Here is a 21,197-nt window from a genome sequence, read left to right as displayed (position 1 = left end):
GAACGATACCGGCCGGATTGAAGAACCAACCGGCCTGCATGATCGCTGGCATGGTGGTGGCGGAACGCCGTGGCCGCCAGCGCTGGAATCATCTCGATGCCCTGCCGGTGCACGCCATCCATGAGCGCCGGATAGGCCCCTACGCGGCCTACGCCGCCGCCATGCTGAGCAGGCTCAACCACAGCATTGATGCCTGAGGCGCAAGACCCATGGCCTCGGCAGGCGCAAATCACTAAGGTCGGGCCAGCACGACACTATCCGAAGCGAGCTATGGCCAGTTCCTACGCCTCCCCCAGCGCCGGCCTGCCCGGCCAGATGGACCTGCATTCAGGTCGAGCCACCTTCACAGAGGCCTATGCCTTCATACCACGTGGTGTGATGCGCGACATCGTTACCTCGTATCTGCCGCATTGGCGCGATACCCGGCTGTGGATCATTGCCCGCCCCATGAGCGGCTTCGCCGAGACGTTTTCGCAGTACATTGTCGAGGTTGCCCCCGGCGGAGGCAGCGAGCGCCCCGAACCCAACCCGGAGGCAGAAGGCGTTCTGTTCGTTCTGGCCGGCGAAATGACGCTTGGCGTGGACGGCAAGACCCACCTGCTCAAGGCGGGTGGTTACGCTTTCCTGCCACCCGGCAGCAATTGGAGCCTGGCAAACAAATCGACCGGCCCCCTGCGCTTTCATTGGGTCCGTAAACGCTATGACGCCGTCGAAGGCGTCGCCATGCCAGATGCCTTCGTTACCAGCGATCAGGACCAACCTATCCGATGGATGCCGGACACCAATGAACGCTGGGGCACCACCCGCTTTGTGGAACCCGATGACTTGCGCCACGACATGCACGTCAACATCGTCACGCTTGAGCCTGGCGCCGTCATTCCTTTCGAGGAAACCCACGTGATGGAGCACGGGCTCTATGTGCTCGAGGGCAAGGCCGTTTATCGTCTCAACCGGGACTGGGTCGAAGTGGAGCCAGGCGATTTCATGTGGCTGCGCGCATTCTGCCCACAGGCTTGCTATGCCGGACCGGAGCGGTTCCGCTACCTGCTCTACAAGGACGTCAACCGCCACGCCAAACTACCGTTCTGATCATGCCTGCTAACAGCACCATCTTTACCGAGCCCCTGACCACCGAGGCCTTCGCCCCGTTCGGCCAGATCATCCAGACCGAGCAGGCCGAGCACTATCCGATCAATCTGGGCATGACCGAACGCTACCACGATCTGGCAAGGATCGAACTGGCAGGGGACGCGGCCCGTCCGCTGATCTCGATCTTTCGTGGCCGACCCTATGCCCTGCCACTCGACCTGTTGATGATGGAACGCCACCCCTTGGGCAGCCAAGCCTTCTTTCCGCTCTCAAGTCATCCATGGCTGGTAATCGTGGCCCAGGACAATCGTGGTGAACCCACACGATTGCGCGCCTTCCGCCCTTCCCCGGGACAGGGCGTCAACATCGCGATCAACGTCTGGCACGGCGTTTTAACCCCTTTGGAAAAGACCAGCGACTTTCTCGTTGTTGACCGCGGCGGCGAGGGCAACAATCTTGAGGAACACCACTTCGAACGCCCTTGGACCATCGTCGCGGCCTGACCCCGGTAACCCTGAATATCCGCGCGCCTCGCAACCGACATCCGCTTGCTGTAGTTTATCTGATTAGAGGGATGGAGGCGGGAATGCACCTTTCAAGGCTCATCCACGCGATCGTGCTGCTGCTGATGATGCTATCGGGACAGGCATCGGCCGCGACGACACTGCACGGAACCGTGACCTATCGCGAACGCATGGAACTGCCGGCCGACGCCTGGCTGCGGGTCACACTTGTGGATCTCACTACGATGACCCCGGTTGTTGGCGCTTCGGCGGGCATTCCGGCCAAGGGGCAGGTACCGATTGCATTTGCGCTCAACGTGCATTCCGACCTTGCGGGCTCGTCTGGCCAGTACGGCCTGATTGCGGAAATCTCCAGTTCCGGCCAGGTCCTGTTCAGCACGGCGAAACCCGCCCCGGTCTCCTTGGGCGACAGCCGATCCACGGCAATTCTGCTCTACCGCCAGCCAGCACCACCCCCACCACCAGCACCAGCACTGCCAATGCCCGTCACGCCAACGGAACTGTTCGACACGCTCTGGACAGTCACCAGCGTCGGCGGTCGCCCGACCGCTCTTGGCAAGCCCCCCACTCTCTCCATCGCCCCAGACCACCGCGCCGGCGGGTTCGGCGGGTGCAACAATTATTTCACCGAGGCCAGCATCAATACCCCTGCCCTATCCTTTAGTCCCGCAGCGGCCACTCGCATGGCCTGCGCGCCGGAGTTAATGGATATTGAGGTCGCCTATTTCTCTGCACTGGCCGCCGTGGCATCCTATGAGCTTGACGATCAGGGACTGCGGCTGCTCGATGCTGCGGGCATCCCCCTCATCGGCCTGGTGCGCACAACGGAGTAGAAGCGGTTGGAGACTGCCGAACTGATATCCCGCCTTCTCGATGTCATCGAGAACGATATCGTTCCCGTCACGACCAGGGGCGTGGCCCGCGGCAACAAGCTGTTCGGCGCCGCGATTCTGAGGAAATCGGACCTGTCCGTGGTCGTCGCAGAGACCAATAACGAGATCGACAACCCGCTCTGGCACGGCGAGATGCATGCCATCAAACGGTTTTTCGAACTGTCACCGGACCAGCGACCGGCAACGCACGAGTGCCTGTTTCTGGCGACGCACGAACCCTGCTCACTCTGTCTTTCAGGCATAACCTGGTCGGGCTTCGACAATTTCTACTATCTGTTCAGCCACCAGGACAGCCGCGACAGCTTCGCCATTCCCTACGACATCCAGATCCTTAAAGCCGTCTATGCGGTGCCCGAACCCGAGACCGGCAAGGTCTCTCCCGGGCGCGATCTCTACAATCGCAGCAACGATTTCTGGACCAGCCACGGCCTGCAGGACATGATCGCGGGATTGGATCGCAGCAATCGCGAGGCCTTGCTGGCGCGCATCGACGACCTCAATGCGCTCTATGCCGAACTTTCTGAAAGCTACCAGAAGGACAAGGGCAATAAGGGCATTCCGCTGGCCTAGTCCAGGTTGGCGACCGCTGCTGGCAGAAACTCACTGCGCGGCGCCTCGGCAAACGAGGCGGCGAATGTCAGAAAGCTGATCGACAGGGCGAACAGCGCGGTCAGCAGAAGCTGTGACATGATGTGAAGGACCCTCATTGCTGTGTCGGTCGGTTCGGGACCCGCCCGTTCCGCCTTGTCCTCCTTCTATTCGTGCCAATTTGAACCATTGACCAATGCACCATTAATGTGACGTTCATAAATCCCACAGGGCGCATGGCAGCCATGTCGGCCGAACTTTTTGCTGCCCGGTGCGTTGCAGGCTATGACCATCAGTGCCACCAAGGGGGAAACCATGTCCAAACCGATTGCACAGTCTGGTGGCGCGGCCCCGCGGCTCGCCATTTTCACCGACTTCGACGGCACGCTCGTCGAAATCGCCGAAACGCCTGATGCCGTGGACGTTCCGGCTGATCTAGCGGACCAACTCGACCGCGCAGCCCGCGACTTCGATCATGCCTTTGCCGTGATCACAGGGCGTGAGATCGCCGATATCGACCGCTTCCTCAGCCCTTTGCACTTGCCCGTTGCTGGCGCACACGGGGCGCAGCGCCGGCGGGCCGACGGCACCCTTATCGAGTTGGATGGCGAAATCAGCAACAGTGCCCAGCACATCGCCGCCGCTGTCGGACCCTTGCTCGAGGCGCATCCTGAATTGATCCTGGAGCCAAAGGACGGGGCAGTCGCGCTGCATTTCCGACAGGCCCCCCAGCTGGAAGAAGAGTGCCTTCAGGCCATGCAGGCAGCCATTGCGCCCCATCCCGACTTCACGCTGGTGCCGGGCAAAATGGTCATCGAGGCTCGCCCGGCAGGCTTTGACAAGGGCAGCGCGCTGCGGGCCTTCATGCAGGAAGAACCCTTCGTCGGCCGCACTCCGATTTTCATCGGCGACGACAGGACCGATGAGGACGGATTCCGGGTGGCGCAGGAATTGGGCGGCATCGGCATCAAGCTTGGGCCGGGAAAGACCGTTGCGCGCATGCGGATAGCGGACGTCGCTTCTGTCTATGCCCTGCTTGAGGGGCTAACCCAGATCGCCACAGGCCAGCCTGGGGCGCGCGATCTCGCCCTGGCAACGCCAATCTTGGCGGAGACCACTGCGCACTGAATTGTCGACCGCCGGTCCCGCCGGCGCCCACACATGTTCAACCAGACACGAGGCACTAGCCAGATGAGCCGCATCGTCATTGTATCAAACCGCACCCCCGGCAAGGGTCCCGCAGCTGGCGGGCTCGCCGTGGCCCTGCGCAAGGTACTGAGTGAAAGAGAGGGCTTCTGGTTTGGCTGGTCGGGTAAGCTGACCGATCAGCCTGCTCGCGAGGCCCGAATTGAGGATATCGATGGTCTCGAAATTGCCCAGATCGACCTCAGCCGCGAAGATCATCACGCCTATTATGCAGGATTTTCGAACTCGATCCTCTGGCCAAGTTTTCACCTTCGGCTCGATCTGGCGACAATAGAAAGTCATTGGTACGAGGGCTATCGTCGGGTGAACCAGCAATTCGCCCGGGCGCTTCTCCCGCTGCTCAAGCCCGATGACGTGGTCTGGGTGCATGACTATCACCTGATCCCGCTGGCGTCCGAGCTCCGCCAGCTCGGCGCGCGCAACCGCATCGGCTTCTACCTGCATATTCCGTTCCCTACGACTGACGCGCTTTATGCCATTCCGCACCATGAGGAGCTGATGCGCGACCTGTCGCGCTACGACCTGGTCGGCATGCAGGCCAAGCGCGACGTGGCAGCGTTCACCGAATTTGCGGAGCATCAGGCGCCTTCCACCTTTGGTGGCCACAAAGTGCAGGCGATCGATTTCAGCCGCACCGAGGTAGAGGCATTTCCGATAGGCTCGGATCCCGACGCATTTGCGCGGCTCGCCGCCAGCCCCGCCGCCACCAAAATGATCCATCGCATGAAGCGGGTATTGGGCGACCAGCGCCTGATCCTTGGCGTCGACCGGCTCGACTATTCCAAGGGGCTGCCGCAACGCGTGGAAGCCTACGAGAAGCTGTTGGCCAACAATGCCAGGCTGCGCCGTTCCGTGCACATGCTGCAGGTCGCCCCGCCATCGCGCGACAGCATCAAGGAGTATCAGGAAACCAGCGACACGCTGGATGCCATGTGCGGTCGCGTGATGGGTCGCTTTGCTGAACCTGACTGGCAACCGCTGACCTATGTCAAACGCGCCTATGGGCAACCGAGCCTGGCCGGCCTCTACCGCATGGCCCGGGTCGGTTTGGTGACCCCCTTGCGCGATGGCATGAACCTGGTGGCCCACGAGTTTGTCGGGTCCCAGGACCCCAACGACCCCGGCGTCCTGGTGCTGTCCCGTTTCGCCGGTGCGGCAGAAATCTTCCCTGAGGCCTTGCTGGTCAACCCCTTTGACACCGACGAAACCTCAGAAGCGCTGCGCATGGCGCTCGACATGCCGCTCGAAGAACGCCGGCACCGCTGGCGGGCGCTTATGGACGCCGCACAGCGGCACAATGTCGATGACTGGGCCGTCAGCTTTCTTGAACATCTGACGCAGGGCGGACCGGACAAGCCGAGCGCCACGCGCGATGTGCTCTACCTCGGCTCGACTGGCGATCAGCCGGCTACGATGTCGGAAGCCATGGAGTCCCCGACGCCGTCAGCAGCGTAACGAGCATTCGGTTGGCGGGCGTGGCAATGCCATGTTTCTCGCCAAGCCGGACGATGACGCCGTTGCGGGCGTCGATCTCCATAGGGTTACCTGCCAGTCGGTCCGCATGAATGGATCCGGCAATTGCCCCCTCTTTCATATTGCGCATGGTCTCGATGGTGGATTCAACCACGCTATGGTGAACATCGGCGCCTTCGGCCCGTCCAATTGCGGCACATTCCTCCACCAGGGCCCGGATTAGCGCCTCCATGTCGTCGGACCAGACTGGTCCGGTCGCGCGCAAGGTCAGGGCCGGAACAATGGCCGCGCAATTGCCGGTAAGCTTGACCCAGAGCTGGCTCAGAAAATCGGCATGGGCCGCCGCTTCGATTTCCGTATGAGCGAACAACGCGGCAAAGGCGTCGCCATTGCGTCCTGAGGGTACGGCGATAATACCGTGACGGTTCTGGACGATGCGCCCCGGCGCCAAGCGTGACGCCGGCAGATTGATCATCACCGGCACAAGCCGCTCTTCGGGCACGAGATGGGCAAACAGGCGCACATGCTCGACACCATTCTGAACAATCGCCACGCGCGTATCCGGGCCACAGAGCCCCGCCAGCCAAGGCGCTGTCGCCTCGGCACTATAGGTCTTGGTCGCGACAATGACCCAATCGACGGGACGAACCTGCAATGGCTCGGTGAAAACCTCTGGCGCAGCAGTAATCTTTCCCTGAGGTGTCTCGACCACCAGATCGGGCAGCGGTGTACGGGCGCAAACCAGAACCTCAAATTCCGGGTTCTGCGCCAGCCAGGCTGCCAGCGTGCCCCCAATGGCACCCGGCCCAATAACGGCAATAGACGTCACGACAATCCCTCCAAATAAAACGGGCGACCCGAAGGCCGCCCGTGCTTGTAACCGATTTGACGGATTTATGCGTTTGCCGAAGCGCGGCGTGCCCGCCCGACATCGCGCTGACCCTTGGACCAGCGCGGCTTGCCCGATTTCGCGCCGTTCGGTTTAGCACCGGCGGACCGTCCATCCTGTGGCCTGCCCTCGGCAGATTTGGTCCGCTCACCACCCGGTCGTGGCGTATTGAACTTGCGCTGGCTCTTGGGCTTGGGGTTGCGGGCAGTCCGCGCGCCGCCTGGCGCACCGGGCATATTACGCAGCTGGCGCTGCACCGGTGCTTCCTCGACCAGATTCACATCGCCCGAGACCGGCAAGGTCCGGCGGATAAGCCGCTCGACATCGCGCAGCTTGGATTTCTCAGTGCCATCACACAAGGTAATCGCCTTACCCGACGCTCCGTTACGGCCGGTGCGGCCGATGCGGTGCACATAGTTCTCCGCATCGTCGGGCAGGTCATAATTGACCACGTGCGTAATGCCCTGAACGTCGATGCCGCGCGCTGCAATGTCGGTGGCAACCAGAATACGGACACCTCCGCTCGCAAATCCCTTCAGCGCCGCCTGGCGAGCGTTCTGGCTTTTGTTGCCGTGAATGGCCGCCGCGTCGTGTCCGTCAATGGCCAGGTTTTTGGCAACGCGGTCTGCACCATGCTTGGTGCGGGCGAAGACGATGACCCGTTCCATGCCTTCGGCCTCATCGGCCAAAAGGTCGTTGAGAACACCGCGCTTGGCCTTGGAGCCGGACATGATGACACGCTGGTCGATCTTGACCACGGTCGAACCTTGCGGTGCTGCCTCGACTTTGATGGGCTCTTTCAGGAGCGACTTGGCCAGATCTTCCACTTCCGCCGCCATGGTTGCCGAAAACAGCATGGTCTGGCGCCGCAATCCGATGGCTTTGGCGATGGCGCGGACGGGCGCAATGAAGCCCATGTCCAGCATGCGGTCAGCCTCGTCGAGCACCAGCCAGCGGGTTTCGTTGAGGCGGATCTTGTTGTCGTCCAGAAGGTCCTTGAGACGGCCGGGGGTCGCAACGACCACATCGACGCCCTTGGCGATTTTCTGCACCTGGTGATAACGCGAGACACCGCCCAGAACGAGAACGGTATCGAGCTTCATCTTCGAGCCGGCGAATTTGCGGATGTTCTCGTCGATCTGTACAGCCAATTCACGCGTCGGCGCCAGGATAAGCGCGCGCGTGGTCATGGGTCGTGGGCGCCCTGTCAGGCCGAGAATGTCGGCCAGGATGGGCAGACCGAAGGCGGCCGTCTTGCCCGAGCCAGTCTGGGCGATACCCAGCATGTCCCGGCCCTCGAGCAGTTTTGGGATCGCCTGGGACTGGATTTTCGTGGGCTCGGTGAAGCCGCTGGCAGTCAGGCTGTCAGTGATTTGGGTCGGCAGACCGAGCGAACTGAAGTCGTTCAAATTCTTGTCTTTCATCTTGCGCGAAATCGCGCAGGCGCCGGGCCCAAAGCGGGTGGCGCTTATCAAGTTATGCAATCGGGCGATTTGGAGGATCGCGCGGGTGCTGGCTCAAACCCGGACCGTGTTATCGATATCCGGGCTGACTTCGCCGCTCACCGCATGAGTAAGAAGAGAAGTCCATCGGCGGCTATTCTGCCGCGACGTCCCGTTCATATGGGGGAGTTGGCGGAAAAAGGCAAGCGCCGGGGGCGCATGGGTGCCCTGCCCTAGATCCCCCCATACCAGTCATAGCCATTGTCCTCCCAATAGCCACCCTTGCCGCGACCGAAGGGAGAGAGGTCATCAACCAGCTCGATGGTGTGCAGATATTTGGGCTGCTTGTAGCCCAAGGCCCGCTCGATCCGGAGGCGGATTGGTGCCCCATTGCTCACCGGCAGGACCTGGTCATTCAGACCGTAGGACAGGATCGTCTGAGGGTGGTAGGCATCCACCAGATCAGAGCTGGTATAGTAGAGTATGTCACCCGAGAGGCTGCGCTGGATATTGTCGTAGCAGTGGTAGACGCAATAGCGCGCACCTGGCTTAACCCCCGCCTGATCCAGGATCGGGCCAAGCGGCGTGCCCGTCCACTTGGCAATACAACTCCAGCCCTCGACGCAATCATGGCGGGTGATCTGTGTCTGTGCCGGCATGTTGCGCAATTCGGCCAGCGAGAAACTCAATTCCCGCTCGACCATGCCCTTGATGGTCAGGCGATAGGGCTCGAAATTGGCCTGGCGCAGGAACATGTATTCGGCCGTGGTGGGATCGGTTGACCCATTCGGCCGCTGTCCCTGACGGATTTCACTTTCGGCATATTCGCGCGCCAGCACCTGGTCTCCGATCAGCGTCCGCTGCACCTGGTACGTCAGCACATTGGCCTGTTCCAGCGCCTGCCGCACCGGATTGCCGCGCTGTCCAAGAAAATCAAACTGGTTGCATCCAGATAGCGCCAGGGACGAACCCAACGCGGCAGTGCCAACTAGAAACTTCCGGCGATTTACGATCAAGCGGTTCATGGCTTGTCTCCCTGTTCGCTCGGCGTCCCGGGGCTGGTGCGATACCAGCCGGTGATCATCGAGCGCAGCTCGTTGAGCGGACCGGCAAGCAGCACCATTATGATATGAACTAAGAAGAACAGCACCAGCAACACCATCACAATGAAGTGGATGGTGCGCGCGGTTTGCCGTCCGCCGAAAATATCGAGGAGCCAGGGCCAAGCCGCGTCCATGCCCGGGCTCATGGTCAGCCCGGTGAGGATGATCAGCGGAAAGAGCACGAAGAATATCGTGAAGTAGCTCAACTTCTGCAGCGGTGAATAGCTCCGGCCGTGATGCAGGCGGAACCTGGCATGGTCGAGGGCATCGCGCGGCAGGCCTGCGAGGTCGCTGGCCCTGGGCAAGATGTCCCGCCGCAAATGGCCATTGATGAACGAGGCGAGAAACCAGATGAACAGCGCCGCAACGAATATCCAGCCGAAGAAGAAGTGGACTACGCGCCCCGTCGCCAGATCACGGAAGGAAGGGATTGTCACCGCGCCGGGAAAACCGACAAAGCTGGGATTGGCGGCGGGACCGCTCATACCCAGCACGCCAGTCGTATCGAACTCCTGCCCCAAGATCGTGGTGCGGCCCCGAGGGCCGTCTGGTGTGTTGACCGCACCAATGCTGAGCACGGCATTGTCGAACTCAAACCCGGATTGCTGCCCCATATAGAGCGTGGGGTGCGCGTTGAAGATCTGCAGACCGGAAAGCAGCAGGAAGAACAGGCAGATTGCCCAGACCCAATGCGTCACACGCGTCCATATGGACTGGCGGTAGACCAGCGGTCCTTTTGCGGGCGCAGGGCCCTTCTCGTCTGACATGCTTTCCCCCTCGTCGGATGGCATTGGGTTCCACCCCAAGCAACGGTAACGCAATGGTCCGTGCGCTGCTATCACGCCGATGTTATTGGCGCTCGGCCAGCCCTGATATATTGCCCAACCATTCGCCGCGCCGTGTGACGAGGTTACAGGGTCACACGGCCGTGTACAGCGCTCGCTTTTTCGCACCTGCTGTGTAACCTCTTGGAAGCGAGGCGCGAATGGAGAACAAATGCAGGCGGATGCGACCGAAAAACGGATGCGCGAGTTGATGCTCGCCGCACTCGACGGCGACGCGGCCGCCTATCGTCGGCTGCTGGCTGAGCTTACGCGCTATCTGCGACCCTGGTTCGCACGGCGCCTGAGCCCGTCCCATGCTTCGCACGCGGAGGACCTCGTGCAGGAAACACTACTGGCCTTGCACTCCAAACGATTGACCTATGACCGCAGCCGCCCCTTCACGGCTTGGTTGCATGCTGTCGCGCATCATAAGTTCGTCGACCATGTGCGACGCCACGCCATCCGTCCCACAGTACCGCTGGCCGATGACGCGCCGATCTTTGCCATCGATGACAGCGCCCATGCTGCCGACCGCCGCGACGTCGACGCCGTGCTGGCCGAAGTGCCCGAGCGCACCGCCGATCTCATCCGCCAGACCCGCATCGAAGGCGCCAGCGTGGCAGAGGCCGCCGCTCGTCACGGCATGAGCGAAACGGCAGCGAAAGTGTCAATCCATCGCGGTCTTAAATCCCTGATGAGCAAATTTGCAGGGAGCCGCAAATGACTGATGACCTGATCGATCGCCTCTCTGCCGACCTTGAGCCCACGCCCGTAAAAGCGCTGGAAAAGCGTCTGTTCCTGGCCATAGCCACCGGCTTGGTTGCAACCGTCCTTATTGGACCTCTCCTTCTGGACCTGCTGGTCGGGCGGCCCTTCGGTGGCGCCTGGGGTAGCTCCATGTTCTGGGGCAAGCTGGCCTATACCATCGGCTTGGGAGGCCTTGGGCTGATCGCCATTCCGGCACTGTCCCGCCCGGACCGCCGCCGCGTCTGGCCTTTCCTGCTCGCAGGCGTGACCATCTTGCTGGCACTGGCGGCGGGTACGCTGAGCTGGATGCAGGCAGACTGGGCGATGCCCGTGCTGATGGGCGGAACTGCTCTAGTCTGCCCCTGGCTGATTATCCTGACCGCCGCGCCCCTGCTCTGGATACTGCTTGCTGCGATGCGTCGCTTCGCGCCGGCCTCGCCAACCCTTGCAGGCCTGGGAGCTGGGCTGCTGGCCGGCGGCTTTGGAGCCGCCGCCTACGCCTTTTACTGCGGGGAGACCAGCATGATGTTCATGGCCGTCTGGTATTCCCTGGGCATTGCTATGACCGCGCTCCTGGGCGCGATCATTGGGCGATACCTGCTGCGCTGGTGAAGCGCTGGACTACTCGTCCCGCGCTGCCCAGTTGATACCACGGCGCATGATGGTGGCGAAATTCGGGTTCTCGAATTCCTTGGCCGAATGGCCCAAGGTCGAGTGGAACACCCGTCCCTGACCGTATCGGTGCTTCCATACCACGGGCACCACGGCCCCCTCGATCCAGGGAGCATGCTCACCGCTGAATGTTGTCGTAGCCAGCACTTCGATCATGGGATCGACATGCATGTAGTACTGCTCCGAGGTGTAGGGAAAGCTGGATTTGATCCCTGCCATGATCGGATCGTCGGGCTTGGTGACATCGACCGTATAGTCGAGAATGTCGCCCGGATGCGCCACCCATTGCCCACCGATCATGAACTGGTACACGACGGAATCGCGGAAGGCATCGGACATGCCGCCATGGTGACCTGCTAGACCAACACCGCCGCGCACGGCGTTGGCGAGGTTTTCGGCCTCTTCCTTTTCAATCTTGCTCATGGTGAAGATCGGGATGATCAGAGACAGATCGTGAATGGACGGATCGGCAAAAGCGCTGGTCTCGGTGGCGGTGCGCACTGAATAGCCATCTTCGTGCAGCCAGCGGCGGTAGATAGTCGCGCATTCCTCCGGGTCGTGACCTTCCCAGCCGCCATAAACGATCAAAGCACTGCGCATGAGCATTCCCCTGCAAATCAAACGGCGCGGAGAATACCCGACTGGGCCGGTATTGAAAGCCCGTTAGACGCGATTGATGTGCGCAAGCCGGCTGACAAAATGCAGCCGGCGCTCGAAGAACAGATTGAGCGGAACTGCATAAAGCCCCAGTTTCTCGCGCCTTGAGACCTCGGCGAGGCCCGCCTGGGCAAAGGCATTCGCCCATTCTTTGGCGTCCAGATAATTATAGGGAAGGCGCACATCGTGACCGCGATTGCCCACCCAATCCATCAGCCGCAGGGTTGGACCCGCCGCGAACCCCTCGCGCAGATGGTCCTTGACGACGACAGAGCCCCTGGCCACGCGGGCCGCCTCGGTGAGCACTTTGGCGGGTTCGTCAGTGTGGTGCAGCACATCCACGATGGTGACGCAATCGAACAGGTCGTCCGCAAAAGGTAGCGTCTCACCGTCATAGCGCGTGACGGGAATGTGCGTCTTGGGTCGGACAAAGACGTCGACACCCTCGATATTGAGCTCGGGCCGCCGCTGCATCAGGGCCTTGGCCACCTGGCCGTCGCCGCAGCCCAGATCGAGCACACGTGTCGCGCCATGCGGAATGGCGGCCGCCAAAGCATCTGCCAAAGCCCCGACGCGCCGGCCGAAAATCAGCGCCCCATGCACCGCATTGAGCAGGCGCTTGCCCTCTTGCGAAGCGCTCATGCCGGCACGGTCTCCACACGCGCGCTGCGGCCAAAGGCCCAGCTGCGCAGGACGAGATAGTTCACGCCCGAGGTCAGTGTGATGACCAATATGGCGGCGGCCAGGCTGGGCAGAGATAGCGTGCCGTGCAGCAGAAAACTGAACGCTGTCGCAAGCGCCAACGCCATGACCTGCACCACGGCATAGCGCGGCAGAGCCTGCAAATGATCGAGGTCCGACGCAAAGGTGAAGCGCCGATGCAACAGGTAGACTGGCACAATGAACGCGGCATAGCACAATGTACTGATCAGCCAGCTGTCGACCATTGGCAAGGCCCAGATCAGCGCCGTGCTCAGCACCACAAATCCCAATGCGGCCAGCGCGCCAATCGCGATGAACATGAGAACGCCACCACCATTTGAGCGCATCCGCGCCTCGTCCGGCTGTGCACGCATCAAGCTTTCAAGGGCGATACTCATGGGGAAGATTCCGAAAGACGCGACCAACTAGTCGACAAGCACTACGTGCAAACCGTTGCAATCATATTTACGTCGGTCCGTCCCCGCCCTCGTTTCCGCGAGACCTGAAATTTGACCAAAAGGTCCACTTTCCACTGTCACAATTACCTGATTAGTTGTTTTATGACACTGCTGGCGGCCCTTCAGGCGTCGGGCCGATCCGGTAGCTGCTATGTCGACCGCAATAAGCAATAAGGGACATCAGGGATGAAGAAACTGCTTCTGGGCGCAACGGCGCTCACGCTCTGCGCAGGCTTTTCGACGGCCGCCCAAGCCGAGTTCACGCTGAACATTCTGCACATCAACGACTTCCACGCCCGCTTTGGCCCGATCACCGGCAGCGATTCCAACTGCAATGCCGAAGACGATGCCGCTGGCGAATGCTTTGGCGGTATCGCGCGCCTCAAGACTGCCATCGACGCCAAGCGCGCTGAGCTCGAGGGCGAAAACGTCGTTCTGGTCGATGCCGGGGACCAGTTCCAGGGCTCGCTGTTCTACACCCAGTACCGCAGTGAGATCATTGCCGAATTCACCAACGATCTGGGTATTGAAGTCATGGCCGTGGGCAACCACGAATTCGACGATGGCCCCGAGGAACTGGCCAAGCTGCTCGACGCGGTGAACTTCCCGGTCATTTCGGGCAATACCAATGTCGAGAACGAGCCTGTGCTGGCCGGCCGCATCCCCGGCACTGTGGTTCTCGAAATCGGCGGCGAAAAGATCGGCTTTGTTTCCGCGTTGGCCGAAGACACCGACGAAACCTCCTCGCCCGGCGACAATGTCGAGTTCGAGGATACCATCACCAGTCTCACCACCCAGGCCGAAGCCCTGACTTCAGCGGGTGTGAACAAGATCATCGCGCTGACCCATATCGGATATGCGCAGGACCTGCAGGTTGCGGCCAACGTTCCCAATGTGGACGTGGTCGTGGGTGGCCACTCTCATTCGCTGCTGTCGAATACGGACGAAAAAGCCGTGGGCCCCTATCCCACCATGGTGAACGGCCCCGGCGGCAACGAAGTGCCGGTCGTGACCGCGGGTGCCTATGCCAAGTATCTCGGCGATCTTGTCGTCACCTGGGACGACGAGGGCAACGTGATTTCGGCTGAAGGTGCACCAATCATCATGGATGCGTCCGTCACACCGGACGAGGGCTATGTCGCCCGGCTTGCCGAGCTCCAGGAACCGATCAACGCACTGATGGAACAGGTGATTGGCACAGCCACGGAAGCCATTGAAGGCTCGCGTGAGGTCTGCCGCGTCGTCGAGTGCTCGATGGGCAATCTGGTTGCCGACGCCATCCTTGACGCAGCCTCCTCTTCCGGCGCCACCATTGCCATCCAGAATGGCGGTGGTCTGCGTGCCTCGATCGACGCCGGCGAAATCACCATGGGTGAAGTGCTGACTGTCCTGCCCTTCTCCAACACCCTGGCCACTGTCGACCTTTCCGGTGCCGACATCATAGACGCTCTGGAAAACGGCGTGTCCGACATCGAGAACGGCGCTGGCCGCTTCCCGCAGGTTGCTGGTTTGAAATACTCCTACACCCTTGCCAAACCCGCCGGTGAACGCATCAGTGACGTCATGGTCAAGGGCGAGGGCGAGGGCGAGGGCGACGAGTGGATGCCGATCGACGAGGAAGCCACCTACACCATCGTCACCAACAATTATATGCGCGGCGGCGGCGACGGCTATGGCACCTTTGCCGAAGGCGACAACCCGTACGATTTCGGCCCGCCCCTCGAGCAGGTGGTGGCTGATTACATCGCGGAACTGGGTGGCGAATACACGCCCTATACCGACGGCCGCATCACGGTCGTTGAATAAGACGGGTCTTCCGACAAATTGAGAAAGGGCGCCCTTCGGCGCCCTTTTTTATTGATCTGCGTTCAGGCGCGCCGCGCCAGTTGTCCCCAGGCCAAAAGGATAATGACGGCGCCCACAATGGCACCGATAAAGTTCGCGCCATCCCCCGGGCCGTACCAGCCGATCTGCTGTCCCAACCAGGTGGCGAGCACCGAGCCCACAATGCCCAGCACCGTTGTCAGGATGAAACCGGATGGCTTGCGATCTCCCGGCGTAATCCATTTCGCGATCAAGCCGGCGAAGAAACCCACCACAACGGCCCAGAGAATTTCCATGTGACGCTCCTTTGTTGCAGGAGAAATTGGTATTGGCCCAACCGGTTGCAACATACTGGAGAAATTTGATTGCTCAATGTGATCGCATTGTCTGCAACCTAGCGCGATCCGTCTCGTTGTCAGGCTGTCCAAGTGGGGGGCACATCCCACAAACGGAGTAAAAACGATGAAGAAGACGATTATCGCTACAGCAATTACCGCACTTCTGGCTTCCACCGCTGTCGCTCAGGACGCCAAGGTTGGCGTCGATGCAGGCGCGGGCGTTTCTGTTGACACCCCGAGCCTCGACGCTGGCGCCGACACCAGCGTTGGTGCAGGTGCAGGTGCAGATGCCGGTGCCAATACCAATGCGAATGCCAACACCAAGGCAAATGCCAATAACAAGGCGAATGCCGGAGTTGGCGCAGGCGCAAGCGCGAACGCCAGCGATATGGCCGACAACACCTACGGCTCTGTGATGGCGTCCCTGAAGGGCTCCGCCGAACTGGACCTGTCCAGCATCACCGACGAATCCAAGGTGACCATCGTGTTGCTCTCGTCACTCCAGGGCGAAGCGGCAAACGAGAGCGCGGCTCTTGACGCTGAACTGACTGCCAATGCCGACGCCCAGGCGGGCCTGCATGAGCGGATCGAACAGAACACAGCAATCACAGCCAAGCTTGAGGCCGAAGGTCACGCCGTAGAGGATGTGATCAGCATCAAGACCAAGGCAGACGGCTCCGTTGTCGTCTATGTGGATGACCGCGGCTAACCGCCTCGTCAATCCTTTTGTAACGGGCCCCGCAAACTGCGGGGCCCGCTCTCTTTGTCTTTACACCATATGCTCGGCCCGCTCCCGCTCGGTGACGGCTGCCAGATCAAGCACCTTCTGGATGTTGGTCGCATGCCGGAAGCTGGGTTCCATATTCTCGCCCTTGCGGCAGGCGTCGACGAAACGCTCGTAGTTGGTCGGCACGGCGTCGACTTCGACCTCAGTCCATGTTCCGGTCTCGGCATCCGTCCCAAGACAGGTAAATAGCTTAGACCAGTCGTGCCGGTGCTGCACTTCCACTGAGCCAAGCTCGCCGTAAACACGCAATCGCAATTCGTTGAAGTGTCCGGTTGCCCAGCGCGAGGCATGCACAACACCCAGGGCCCCGTTTTCGAGCTGCGCCGTCATGGCGAAGCTGTCATTGGCATCCAGATCATATTCGCCGATTTTGTTGCCGGGGGCCTTGTCGAAGGTTTCCAGCCGGCAGAAAACCTTTGAGAAATCGCTGCCCGCGCCATAGGCGGCAAAATCCAAGATGTGCACGCCGATATCGCCGAGAACGCCGTTAGAGCCGTGCTTCTTGCTCAGGCGCCATAGCCACTGGCTCTCCGTGCGCCAATCACCCCATGCCCGAGACACCAGCCAGCTCTGCAGATAGCTCGCCTCGAAATGCTTGACCGTGCCGACCTGCCCGGACTGCACGATCTCACGCGCCTTCTGCAACTGGGAGACATTGCGGTAAGTCAGGTTGACCATGTTGACCAGGCCCAGCCGCTCCGCGGCCTCGGTCATTTCCATGGCGCGCGCATGATCGGTCGCCAGCGGTTTTTCGCAGAACACATGCTTTCCAGCAGCCAGCGCCGCCATGGTCGTTGGGTAATGGACGCTGTCCGGCGTCACATTGGCCACAGCATCGAACTCGCCCCAGGCCAGCGCCGCATCGAGCGAACCGAAGCCCCGTTCGATATTGTGCGCAGAACAGAACGCCTCGACCCGGGAGGGATCGACGTCGACGCCGCCAGCCAGAGTCACACCTTCAATGCCGGCAAAATTCTTGGCGTGCGTATTGGCCATGCCGCCAGTACCCAGGATGAGGATACGCATATTTTAAATCCTTGGCCGTCACCGACAGCCGTTCATGTGTTGTCTTTGACCGGGTCACCCCCGTCCAACGCGGGGATGCCCATTGGCTGGAACGACCGCTTCCACAAGGTGAAAACCGTCGCAGTTCGGTCAGCTCTTCACTTCACCGGCATGATCTGCGGCGCTGAGCTTGGCGCCCCGCTCTTCGATCTTTTCGATGGCTTCGGCTACCGGCGTATTCGGCGCCTTCATCAGATGCGCGTGCCGATCACCCTGATAGGCCCAGTTGACCGCATTGCGCAGTACCTGGCCGACATTGGCGTCATGATAGGTCGGGTAGGTCTCATGGCCGGGACGGAAATAGAAGATATTGCCCGCACCACGCCGATAGGTCAGGCCAGACCGGAACACCTCACCACCCTGGAACCAGGAGACGAACACAGTCTCCAACGGCTCCGGCACGGTAAAGGGCTCGCCATACATTTCCTCATATTCCAGCTCGAAATAGGCTGGCAGACCCTTGGCGATCGGATGACCGGGATTGACCACCCAGAGACGTTCGCGTTCGCCAGCTTCGCGCCAATGCAGATTGGCGGGTGATCCCATCAATCCCTTGAACACCTTGGAGTGGTGGCCAGAATGCAGCACGATCAGCCCCATGCCCTGCCAGACATGCTCCATGACACGTTTGACCACTGCGTCATCGACTTTGTCGTGGGCCGCATGGCCCCACCAAAGCAACACATCAGTGTTGGCCAAAGCCTCCTCGGAGCAACCATGCTCGGGTTCTTGCAGGGTAGTGGTCTTAACCTCAAGATTGGAATCCTGGCGCAGCAGCGAAGCAATCTGGTTGTGCATGCCATTGGGATAGTTTTCGGCGACAACCTTGTTCTTCTGCTCGTGAACGTTCTCGCCCCAAACCAAGGTACGGATCGGCATGACTGTCTCCTAATATCAATATCCCGGCCGTCAGACGCCGGGTGTTTAGTGGTTTCTGCGTCATTCCCGCAAAATCGGGAACCCCCGTTTGCTCAACTGAGGTTCCCGCCAGGAGGGACACGGTCTCGGAAAATGGCGACAGCAATTTGGCCGTGCCATATTGAATTCGGGTCCTAACGAATGGGCTTTCCCGCCTCATCGAAGCGATGCAGGCGATCTTCCATCGGGGACACCCGCAGCTTCGACCCGCTCGGATGCTTCATGGCCCCTTCGAGACGAACCACGATCGGCTCCTCCTGGCCCATTTCGAGATAGATATAGGTGTCCGCGCCGAGATTTTCGGTATGGATCACTTCGCCTTCCCAGATGCCATCGGGCTTGACCAACATGTGCTCGCCACGGATGCCCAAAGTTGCACACTGGAAAGCCGCAGCTTTTTCTCCGGTCAGAAAGTTCATCTTGGGTGAACCGATAAACCCCGCAACAAAAATGCTGTCGGGCTTTTCATAAAGCTCCATGGGCGTACCCACCTGCTCGACCAACCCATCGCGCAGCACACAGATCCGGTCGGCCAGGGTCATCGCCTCAACCTGATCATGCGTCACATAGATCATGGTGACATCGTGCATGCCCTCATGAAGCTTGGCGATCTCGATACGGGTCGCAACGCGCAAGGCCGCATCCAGGTTCGATAGCGGCTCGTCGAACAGGAACACTTTCGGATCCCGGGTAATGGCCCGGCCAATGGCCACGCGCTGGCGTTGCCCACCGGAAAGCTGCTTGGGAAGACGATCCAGATATTGCCGGATTTGCAGCATATCGGCCGCTTTTTCCACGCGTTCGCGGATAGCGTCCTTGCTGTGGCCCTTCTCTAGCTTGAGACCGAACGCCATGTTTTCATAGACAGTCATGTGCGGGTAGAGCGCATAGGACTGAAACACCATGGCGATGCCGCGCTTGGACGGCGTCAGGGCATTGACCACCTTGCCGTCGAACAGCATTTCGCCAGAAGTGATGTCCTCAAGGCCCGAGATCAAGCGCAACAAGGTGGATTTGCCGCAACCCGAGGGGCCGACAAAGACCATGAACTCGCCCTTGCGGACCGTCAGGTCAACGCCCTTGATGACGTTAACCGCGCCAAAGGACTTACGAATGTTACGAAGTTCGATTGATGCCATTTTTTGGCTTCTCCTTATCCTTTGACGCCGCCGGCCGTGAGACCGGAAACGATCTTGCGCTGGAACACCAGAACCAGAGCGACCAGCGGAACGGTCACAACGACGGATGCTGCCATGATGATGCCCCATGGGATTTCATACTGAGAGCCGCCCGAAAGCAGTGCGATAGCCACAGGCACTGTGCGGGTTTCGTTGGAGACCGTGAAGGTCAGCGCGAATAGGAACTCGTTCCACGCTGCAATAAACGCCAACAGGCCCGTGGTGACCAATGCTGGCCACATCAGCGGCATGAACACCTGCGTGATGATGACCCAGGGCGATGCGCCATCGACAATGGCTGCTTCTTCGATTTCGATCGGCAGGTCGCGCATGAAGGTGGTTAGCACCCAGACCGTGAACGGCAGGGTGAAGATTGTGTAGGCGAAGATCAAGGCCCAAGGGGTGTTGTAGATGCCCAGGAAACGGATCACCTCGAAAAGACCCGCCAGCACCGCAATCTGCGGAAACATGGACACGGCCAGAATGGTCATCAGCAACAGGCTGCGTCCCCGGAATCTCACCCGGCTCAGGGCGAATGACGCCGTGACCGCCAGGAACAGGGCCAGGATCACCGTAAGAGACGCGACAAAGACCGAGTTCAGCAGATTGCGCGGGAACGCGCCCTGAGAGAACACCTGCCGGAAATTGTCGAAGCTGATCGAGGTCGGCCAGTAGGTGACGCGGAACAGATCGGTACCCGACTTCAGGCTGGTCAGGATTGCGTAGTAGAACGGGAAGACCGAAATCACCACGATGACCACGACGAGTGCATAAAAGAGTGCTGTCTTGGTCAGCTTCCAGTAATCGAAGGTCGCAGGCATCAGCGGTCTCCCCCCTCGAAGTTCACTCTGCCTATCCAGATGTAGAGGATGGTGAAGATGGCAATGATCAGGAACAACAGCGTCGACTGGGTCGATCCTTCAGCGAAATTGTTGAACTGGAACAGATTTTCCTGCGCCAGCACCGACATGGTCTTGGTCGAGCGCGAATTGGGCGTCAGCACATAGATCAGGTCGAAAATGCGCAATGCGTCAAGCACGCGGAAAATGATCGCCACCATCAGCGCCGGCCGCACCAGTGGCAAGGTGATTTTGAAGAACTGCTTGACCGGATGTACCCCATCGATGTTCGCCGCCTCGTAGATGTCCTTGGGGATCATCTGCAAACCGGCCAGGATCAGCAGCGCCATGAACGGCGTGGTCTTCCAGATATCAACGATCAGCACCGCCGTCATGGCGGTATCTGCCGAGGCCGTCCACGCCACCGGAGCGGAGAGCAAACCCAGTTTCATACCCAGATCGTTGATGATGCCGAACTGGTCATTGAGCATCCATCCCCACATGCGGGCAGAAACAATGGTCGGAATGGCCCAAGGGATCAGGATGGCGGCGCGAACGATGCCGCGGCCACGGAACTCGGCATTGAGCACCAGCGCCACGATCATGCCCAGCACAGTTTCCCAAAGCACCGACCAGAATGCGAACCGCACGGTATTCCAAACCGCATTCCACCAGTCCGGATCGGCCAGCACACCGCGATAGCGTACCGTGCCGCTTTCCAGCACCTGCCAGCGCAAATAATTGCCGATGCCGATCCACTCGGCGCCGTAAAGGTCGTTCAGTGTAGCGTCCGTGAAGGAGAACCAGATCGAGCGTAGCAGCGGCCACCCGGCAACGATCGACAGCGCGATCAACATCGGGACCAGAAACCAGCGCGCCGCACGCGCACGTTGCTGTGAGAGTTCCGATCTACTTTTCGGGGTAGCCACCGTCGTTGCAGGCGCCATGGCGTCAGTCGCCATACTCGTCTCCTCCCACAAT

At 60.4% G+C, this 21,197-nt stretch carries 25 protein-coding genes; 11 read left to right on the top strand and 14 right to left on the bottom strand.

From position 1 onward, the window contains the following. Window positions 1–17 precede the first annotated feature (17 nt). From ACE4RL_RS07760 to ACE4RL_RS07740, 5 genes are all read left to right on the top strand, one after another. Window positions 18–197 (top strand): hypothetical protein, encoded by a 180-nt coding sequence (locus ACE4RL_RS07760; protein WP_375599926.1) that lies wholly within the window; start codon window positions 18–20, stop codon window positions 195–197. Between the two features lie 73 nt (window positions 198–270). Beyond that, a complete protein-coding gene (locus ACE4RL_RS07755) occupies window positions 271–1,089 on the top strand; it encodes a bifunctional allantoicase/(S)-ureidoglycine aminohydrolase (protein ID WP_375599925.1) in 819 nt (272 codons plus the stop codon). Window positions 1,090–1,091: 2 nt separating this feature from the next. Continuing rightward, the gene (locus tag ACE4RL_RS07750) at window positions 1,092–1,592 is read left to right on the top strand and encodes an ureidoglycolate lyase (RefSeq protein WP_375599924.1); all 501 of its coding nucleotides are present in this window, start codon (window positions 1,092–1,094) and stop codon (window positions 1,590–1,592) included. An 83-nt stretch (window positions 1,593–1,675) separates the two neighbouring features. Then, entirely contained in the window at window positions 1,676–2,446 is a 771-nt protein-coding gene (locus ACE4RL_RS07745; protein ID WP_375599923.1) for an META domain-containing protein, read from the top strand. Between the two features lie 6 nt (window positions 2,447–2,452). Beyond that, a complete protein-coding gene (locus tag ACE4RL_RS07740) occupies window positions 2,453–3,076 on the top strand; it encodes a nucleoside deaminase (protein WP_375599922.1) in 624 nt (207 codons plus the stop codon). Here the strand turns inward: ACE4RL_RS07740 and ACE4RL_RS07735 are convergent. Next, window positions 3,073–3,195 (bottom strand): hypothetical protein, encoded by a 123-nt coding sequence (locus ACE4RL_RS07735; protein ID WP_375599921.1) that lies wholly within the window; start codon window positions 3,193–3,195, stop codon window positions 3,073–3,075. The genes ACE4RL_RS07740 and ACE4RL_RS07735 overlap by 4 nt on opposite strands. A 214-nt stretch (window positions 3,196–3,409) precedes the next feature. Here ACE4RL_RS07735 and otsB point away from each other — a divergent pair, with 214 nt between their 5' ends. Both otsB and ACE4RL_RS07725 read left to right on the top strand, forming a co-directional pair. Continuing rightward, window positions 3,410–4,222, top strand: a complete 813-nt coding sequence (otsB, locus tag ACE4RL_RS07730; protein WP_375599920.1) for a trehalose-phosphatase — start codon at window positions 3,410–3,412, stop codon at window positions 4,220–4,222. Between the two features lie 63 nt (window positions 4,223–4,285). After that, a complete protein-coding gene (locus ACE4RL_RS07725) occupies window positions 4,286–5,755 on the top strand; it encodes a trehalose-6-phosphate synthase (RefSeq protein WP_375599919.1) in 1,470 nt (489 codons plus the stop codon). On the opposite strand, the gene ACE4RL_RS07720 is transcribed toward ACE4RL_RS07725, so the two are convergent. The 4 genes from ACE4RL_RS07720 to ACE4RL_RS07705 form a co-directional block, all read right to left on the bottom strand. Continuing rightward, the gene (locus tag ACE4RL_RS07720) at window positions 5,709–6,602 is read right to left on the bottom strand and encodes a 2-dehydropantoate 2-reductase (RefSeq protein ID WP_375599918.1); all 894 of its coding nucleotides are present in this window, start codon (window positions 6,600–6,602) and stop codon (window positions 5,709–5,711) included. The two genes, ACE4RL_RS07725 and ACE4RL_RS07720, sit on opposite strands and share 47 nt — an antisense overlap. 65 nt (window positions 6,603–6,667) lie before the next feature. Next, a complete protein-coding gene (locus tag ACE4RL_RS07715) occupies window positions 6,668–8,071 on the bottom strand; it encodes a DEAD/DEAH box helicase (protein WP_375599917.1) in 1,404 nt (467 codons plus the stop codon). Between the two features lie 266 nt (window positions 8,072–8,337). Beyond that, window positions 8,338–9,129 (bottom strand): molybdopterin-dependent oxidoreductase, encoded by a 792-nt coding sequence (locus tag ACE4RL_RS07710; protein WP_375599916.1) that lies wholly within the window; start codon window positions 9,127–9,129, stop codon window positions 8,338–8,340. Continuing rightward, window positions 9,126–9,974, bottom strand: a complete 849-nt coding sequence (locus tag ACE4RL_RS07705) for a cytochrome b/b6 domain-containing protein (protein ID WP_375599915.1) — start codon at window positions 9,972–9,974, stop codon at window positions 9,126–9,128. The genes ACE4RL_RS07710 and ACE4RL_RS07705 overlap by 4 nt, the downstream gene beginning before the upstream one ends. A gap of 256 nt (window positions 9,975–10,230) precedes the next feature. On the opposite strand from ACE4RL_RS07705, the gene ACE4RL_RS07700 reads away from it, so the two are divergent. Beyond that, the gene (locus ACE4RL_RS07700; protein ID WP_375600252.1) at window positions 10,231–10,755 is read left to right on the top strand and encodes a sigma-70 family RNA polymerase sigma factor; all 525 of its coding nucleotides are present in this window, start codon (window positions 10,231–10,233) and stop codon (window positions 10,753–10,755) included. Next, window positions 10,752–11,390: an NrsF family protein gene (locus ACE4RL_RS07695; protein WP_375599914.1), complete on the top strand. Its 639-nt coding sequence runs from the start codon at window positions 10,752–10,754 to the stop codon at window positions 11,388–11,390. Before ACE4RL_RS07700 ends, ACE4RL_RS07695 begins: the two co-directional genes overlap by 4 nt. A gap of 9 nt (window positions 11,391–11,399) precedes the next feature. Here the strand turns inward: ACE4RL_RS07695 and ACE4RL_RS07690 are convergent, their stop codons facing one another. The 3 genes from ACE4RL_RS07690 to ACE4RL_RS07680 all read right to left on the bottom strand — a co-directional run bounded on the left by ACE4RL_RS07690 (window position 11,400) and on the right by ACE4RL_RS07680 (window position 13,207). Then, window positions 11,400–12,050 carry a ThuA domain-containing protein gene (locus ACE4RL_RS07690; RefSeq protein ID WP_375599913.1) on the bottom strand — a complete coding sequence of 217 codons (651 nt, stop codon included), beginning with the start codon at window positions 12,048–12,050 and terminating at the stop codon, window positions 11,400–11,402. Between the two features lie 63 nt (window positions 12,051–12,113). Then, on the bottom strand, window positions 12,114–12,749 hold the full coding sequence (locus tag ACE4RL_RS07685) for a class I SAM-dependent methyltransferase (RefSeq protein ID WP_375599912.1): 636 nt from the start codon (window positions 12,747–12,749) through the stop codon (window positions 12,114–12,116). Continuing rightward, a complete protein-coding gene (locus ACE4RL_RS07680) occupies window positions 12,746–13,207 on the bottom strand; it encodes a GtrA family protein (RefSeq protein WP_375599911.1) in 462 nt (153 codons plus the stop codon). The genes ACE4RL_RS07685 and ACE4RL_RS07680 overlap by 4 nt, the downstream gene beginning before the upstream one ends. A gap of 246 nt (window positions 13,208–13,453) precedes the next feature. Between ACE4RL_RS07680 and ACE4RL_RS07675 the strand changes: the two genes are divergently transcribed. Next, window positions 13,454–15,073, top strand: a complete 1,620-nt coding sequence (locus ACE4RL_RS07675; protein WP_375599910.1) for a bifunctional metallophosphatase/5'-nucleotidase — start codon at window positions 13,454–13,456, stop codon at window positions 15,071–15,073. Between the two features lie 62 nt (window positions 15,074–15,135). Here the strand turns inward: ACE4RL_RS07675 and ACE4RL_RS07670 are convergent, their stop codons facing one another. After that, complete coding sequence (locus ACE4RL_RS07670) at window positions 15,136–15,387, bottom strand: GlsB/YeaQ/YmgE family stress response membrane protein (protein ID WP_375599909.1); 252 nt, start codon at window positions 15,385–15,387, stop codon at window positions 15,136–15,138. Window positions 15,388–15,553: 166 nt separating this feature from the next. On the opposite strand from ACE4RL_RS07670, the gene ACE4RL_RS07665 reads away from it, so the two are divergent. Beyond that, window positions 15,554–16,138 carry a hypothetical protein gene (locus ACE4RL_RS07665; protein ID WP_375599908.1) on the top strand — a complete coding sequence of 195 codons (585 nt, stop codon included), beginning with the start codon at window positions 15,554–15,556 and terminating at the stop codon, window positions 16,136–16,138. Between the two features lie 60 nt (window positions 16,139–16,198). Here ACE4RL_RS07665 and ACE4RL_RS07660 read toward each other — a convergent pair whose 3' ends face one another. The 5 genes from ACE4RL_RS07660 to ACE4RL_RS07640 form a co-directional block, all read right to left on the bottom strand. Next, the gene (locus ACE4RL_RS07660) at window positions 16,199–17,242 is read right to left on the bottom strand and encodes a Gfo/Idh/MocA family protein (RefSeq protein WP_375599907.1); all 1,044 of its coding nucleotides are present in this window, start codon (window positions 17,240–17,242) and stop codon (window positions 16,199–16,201) included. Between the two features lie 129 nt (window positions 17,243–17,371). Continuing rightward, a complete protein-coding gene (locus ACE4RL_RS07655; RefSeq protein WP_375599906.1) occupies window positions 17,372–18,160 on the bottom strand; it encodes a ThuA domain-containing protein in 789 nt (262 codons plus the stop codon). A gap of 173 nt (window positions 18,161–18,333) precedes the next feature. Continuing rightward, complete coding sequence (locus ACE4RL_RS07650) at window positions 18,334–19,338, bottom strand: ABC transporter ATP-binding protein (RefSeq protein ID WP_375599905.1); 1,005 nt, start codon at window positions 19,336–19,338, stop codon at window positions 18,334–18,336. Window positions 19,339–19,352: 14 nt separating this feature from the next. After that, complete coding sequence (locus ACE4RL_RS07645) at window positions 19,353–20,198, bottom strand: carbohydrate ABC transporter permease (protein WP_375599904.1); 846 nt, start codon at window positions 20,196–20,198, stop codon at window positions 19,353–19,355. Continuing rightward, a complete protein-coding gene (locus ACE4RL_RS07640) occupies window positions 20,198–21,178 on the bottom strand; it encodes a carbohydrate ABC transporter permease (RefSeq protein ID WP_375599903.1) in 981 nt (326 codons plus the stop codon). The genes ACE4RL_RS07645 and ACE4RL_RS07640 overlap by 1 nt, the downstream gene beginning before the upstream one ends. Window positions 21,179–21,197 lie beyond the last annotated feature (19 nt).

This window comes from Devosia polycyclovorans (assembly GCF_042181575.1).
GTDB lineage: Bacteria > Pseudomonadota > Alphaproteobacteria > Rhizobiales > Devosiaceae > Devosia > Devosia polycyclovorans.
Note: the sequence above shows the minus strand (reverse complement) of the source record. Positions and strands in the feature narration are given on the sequence as shown.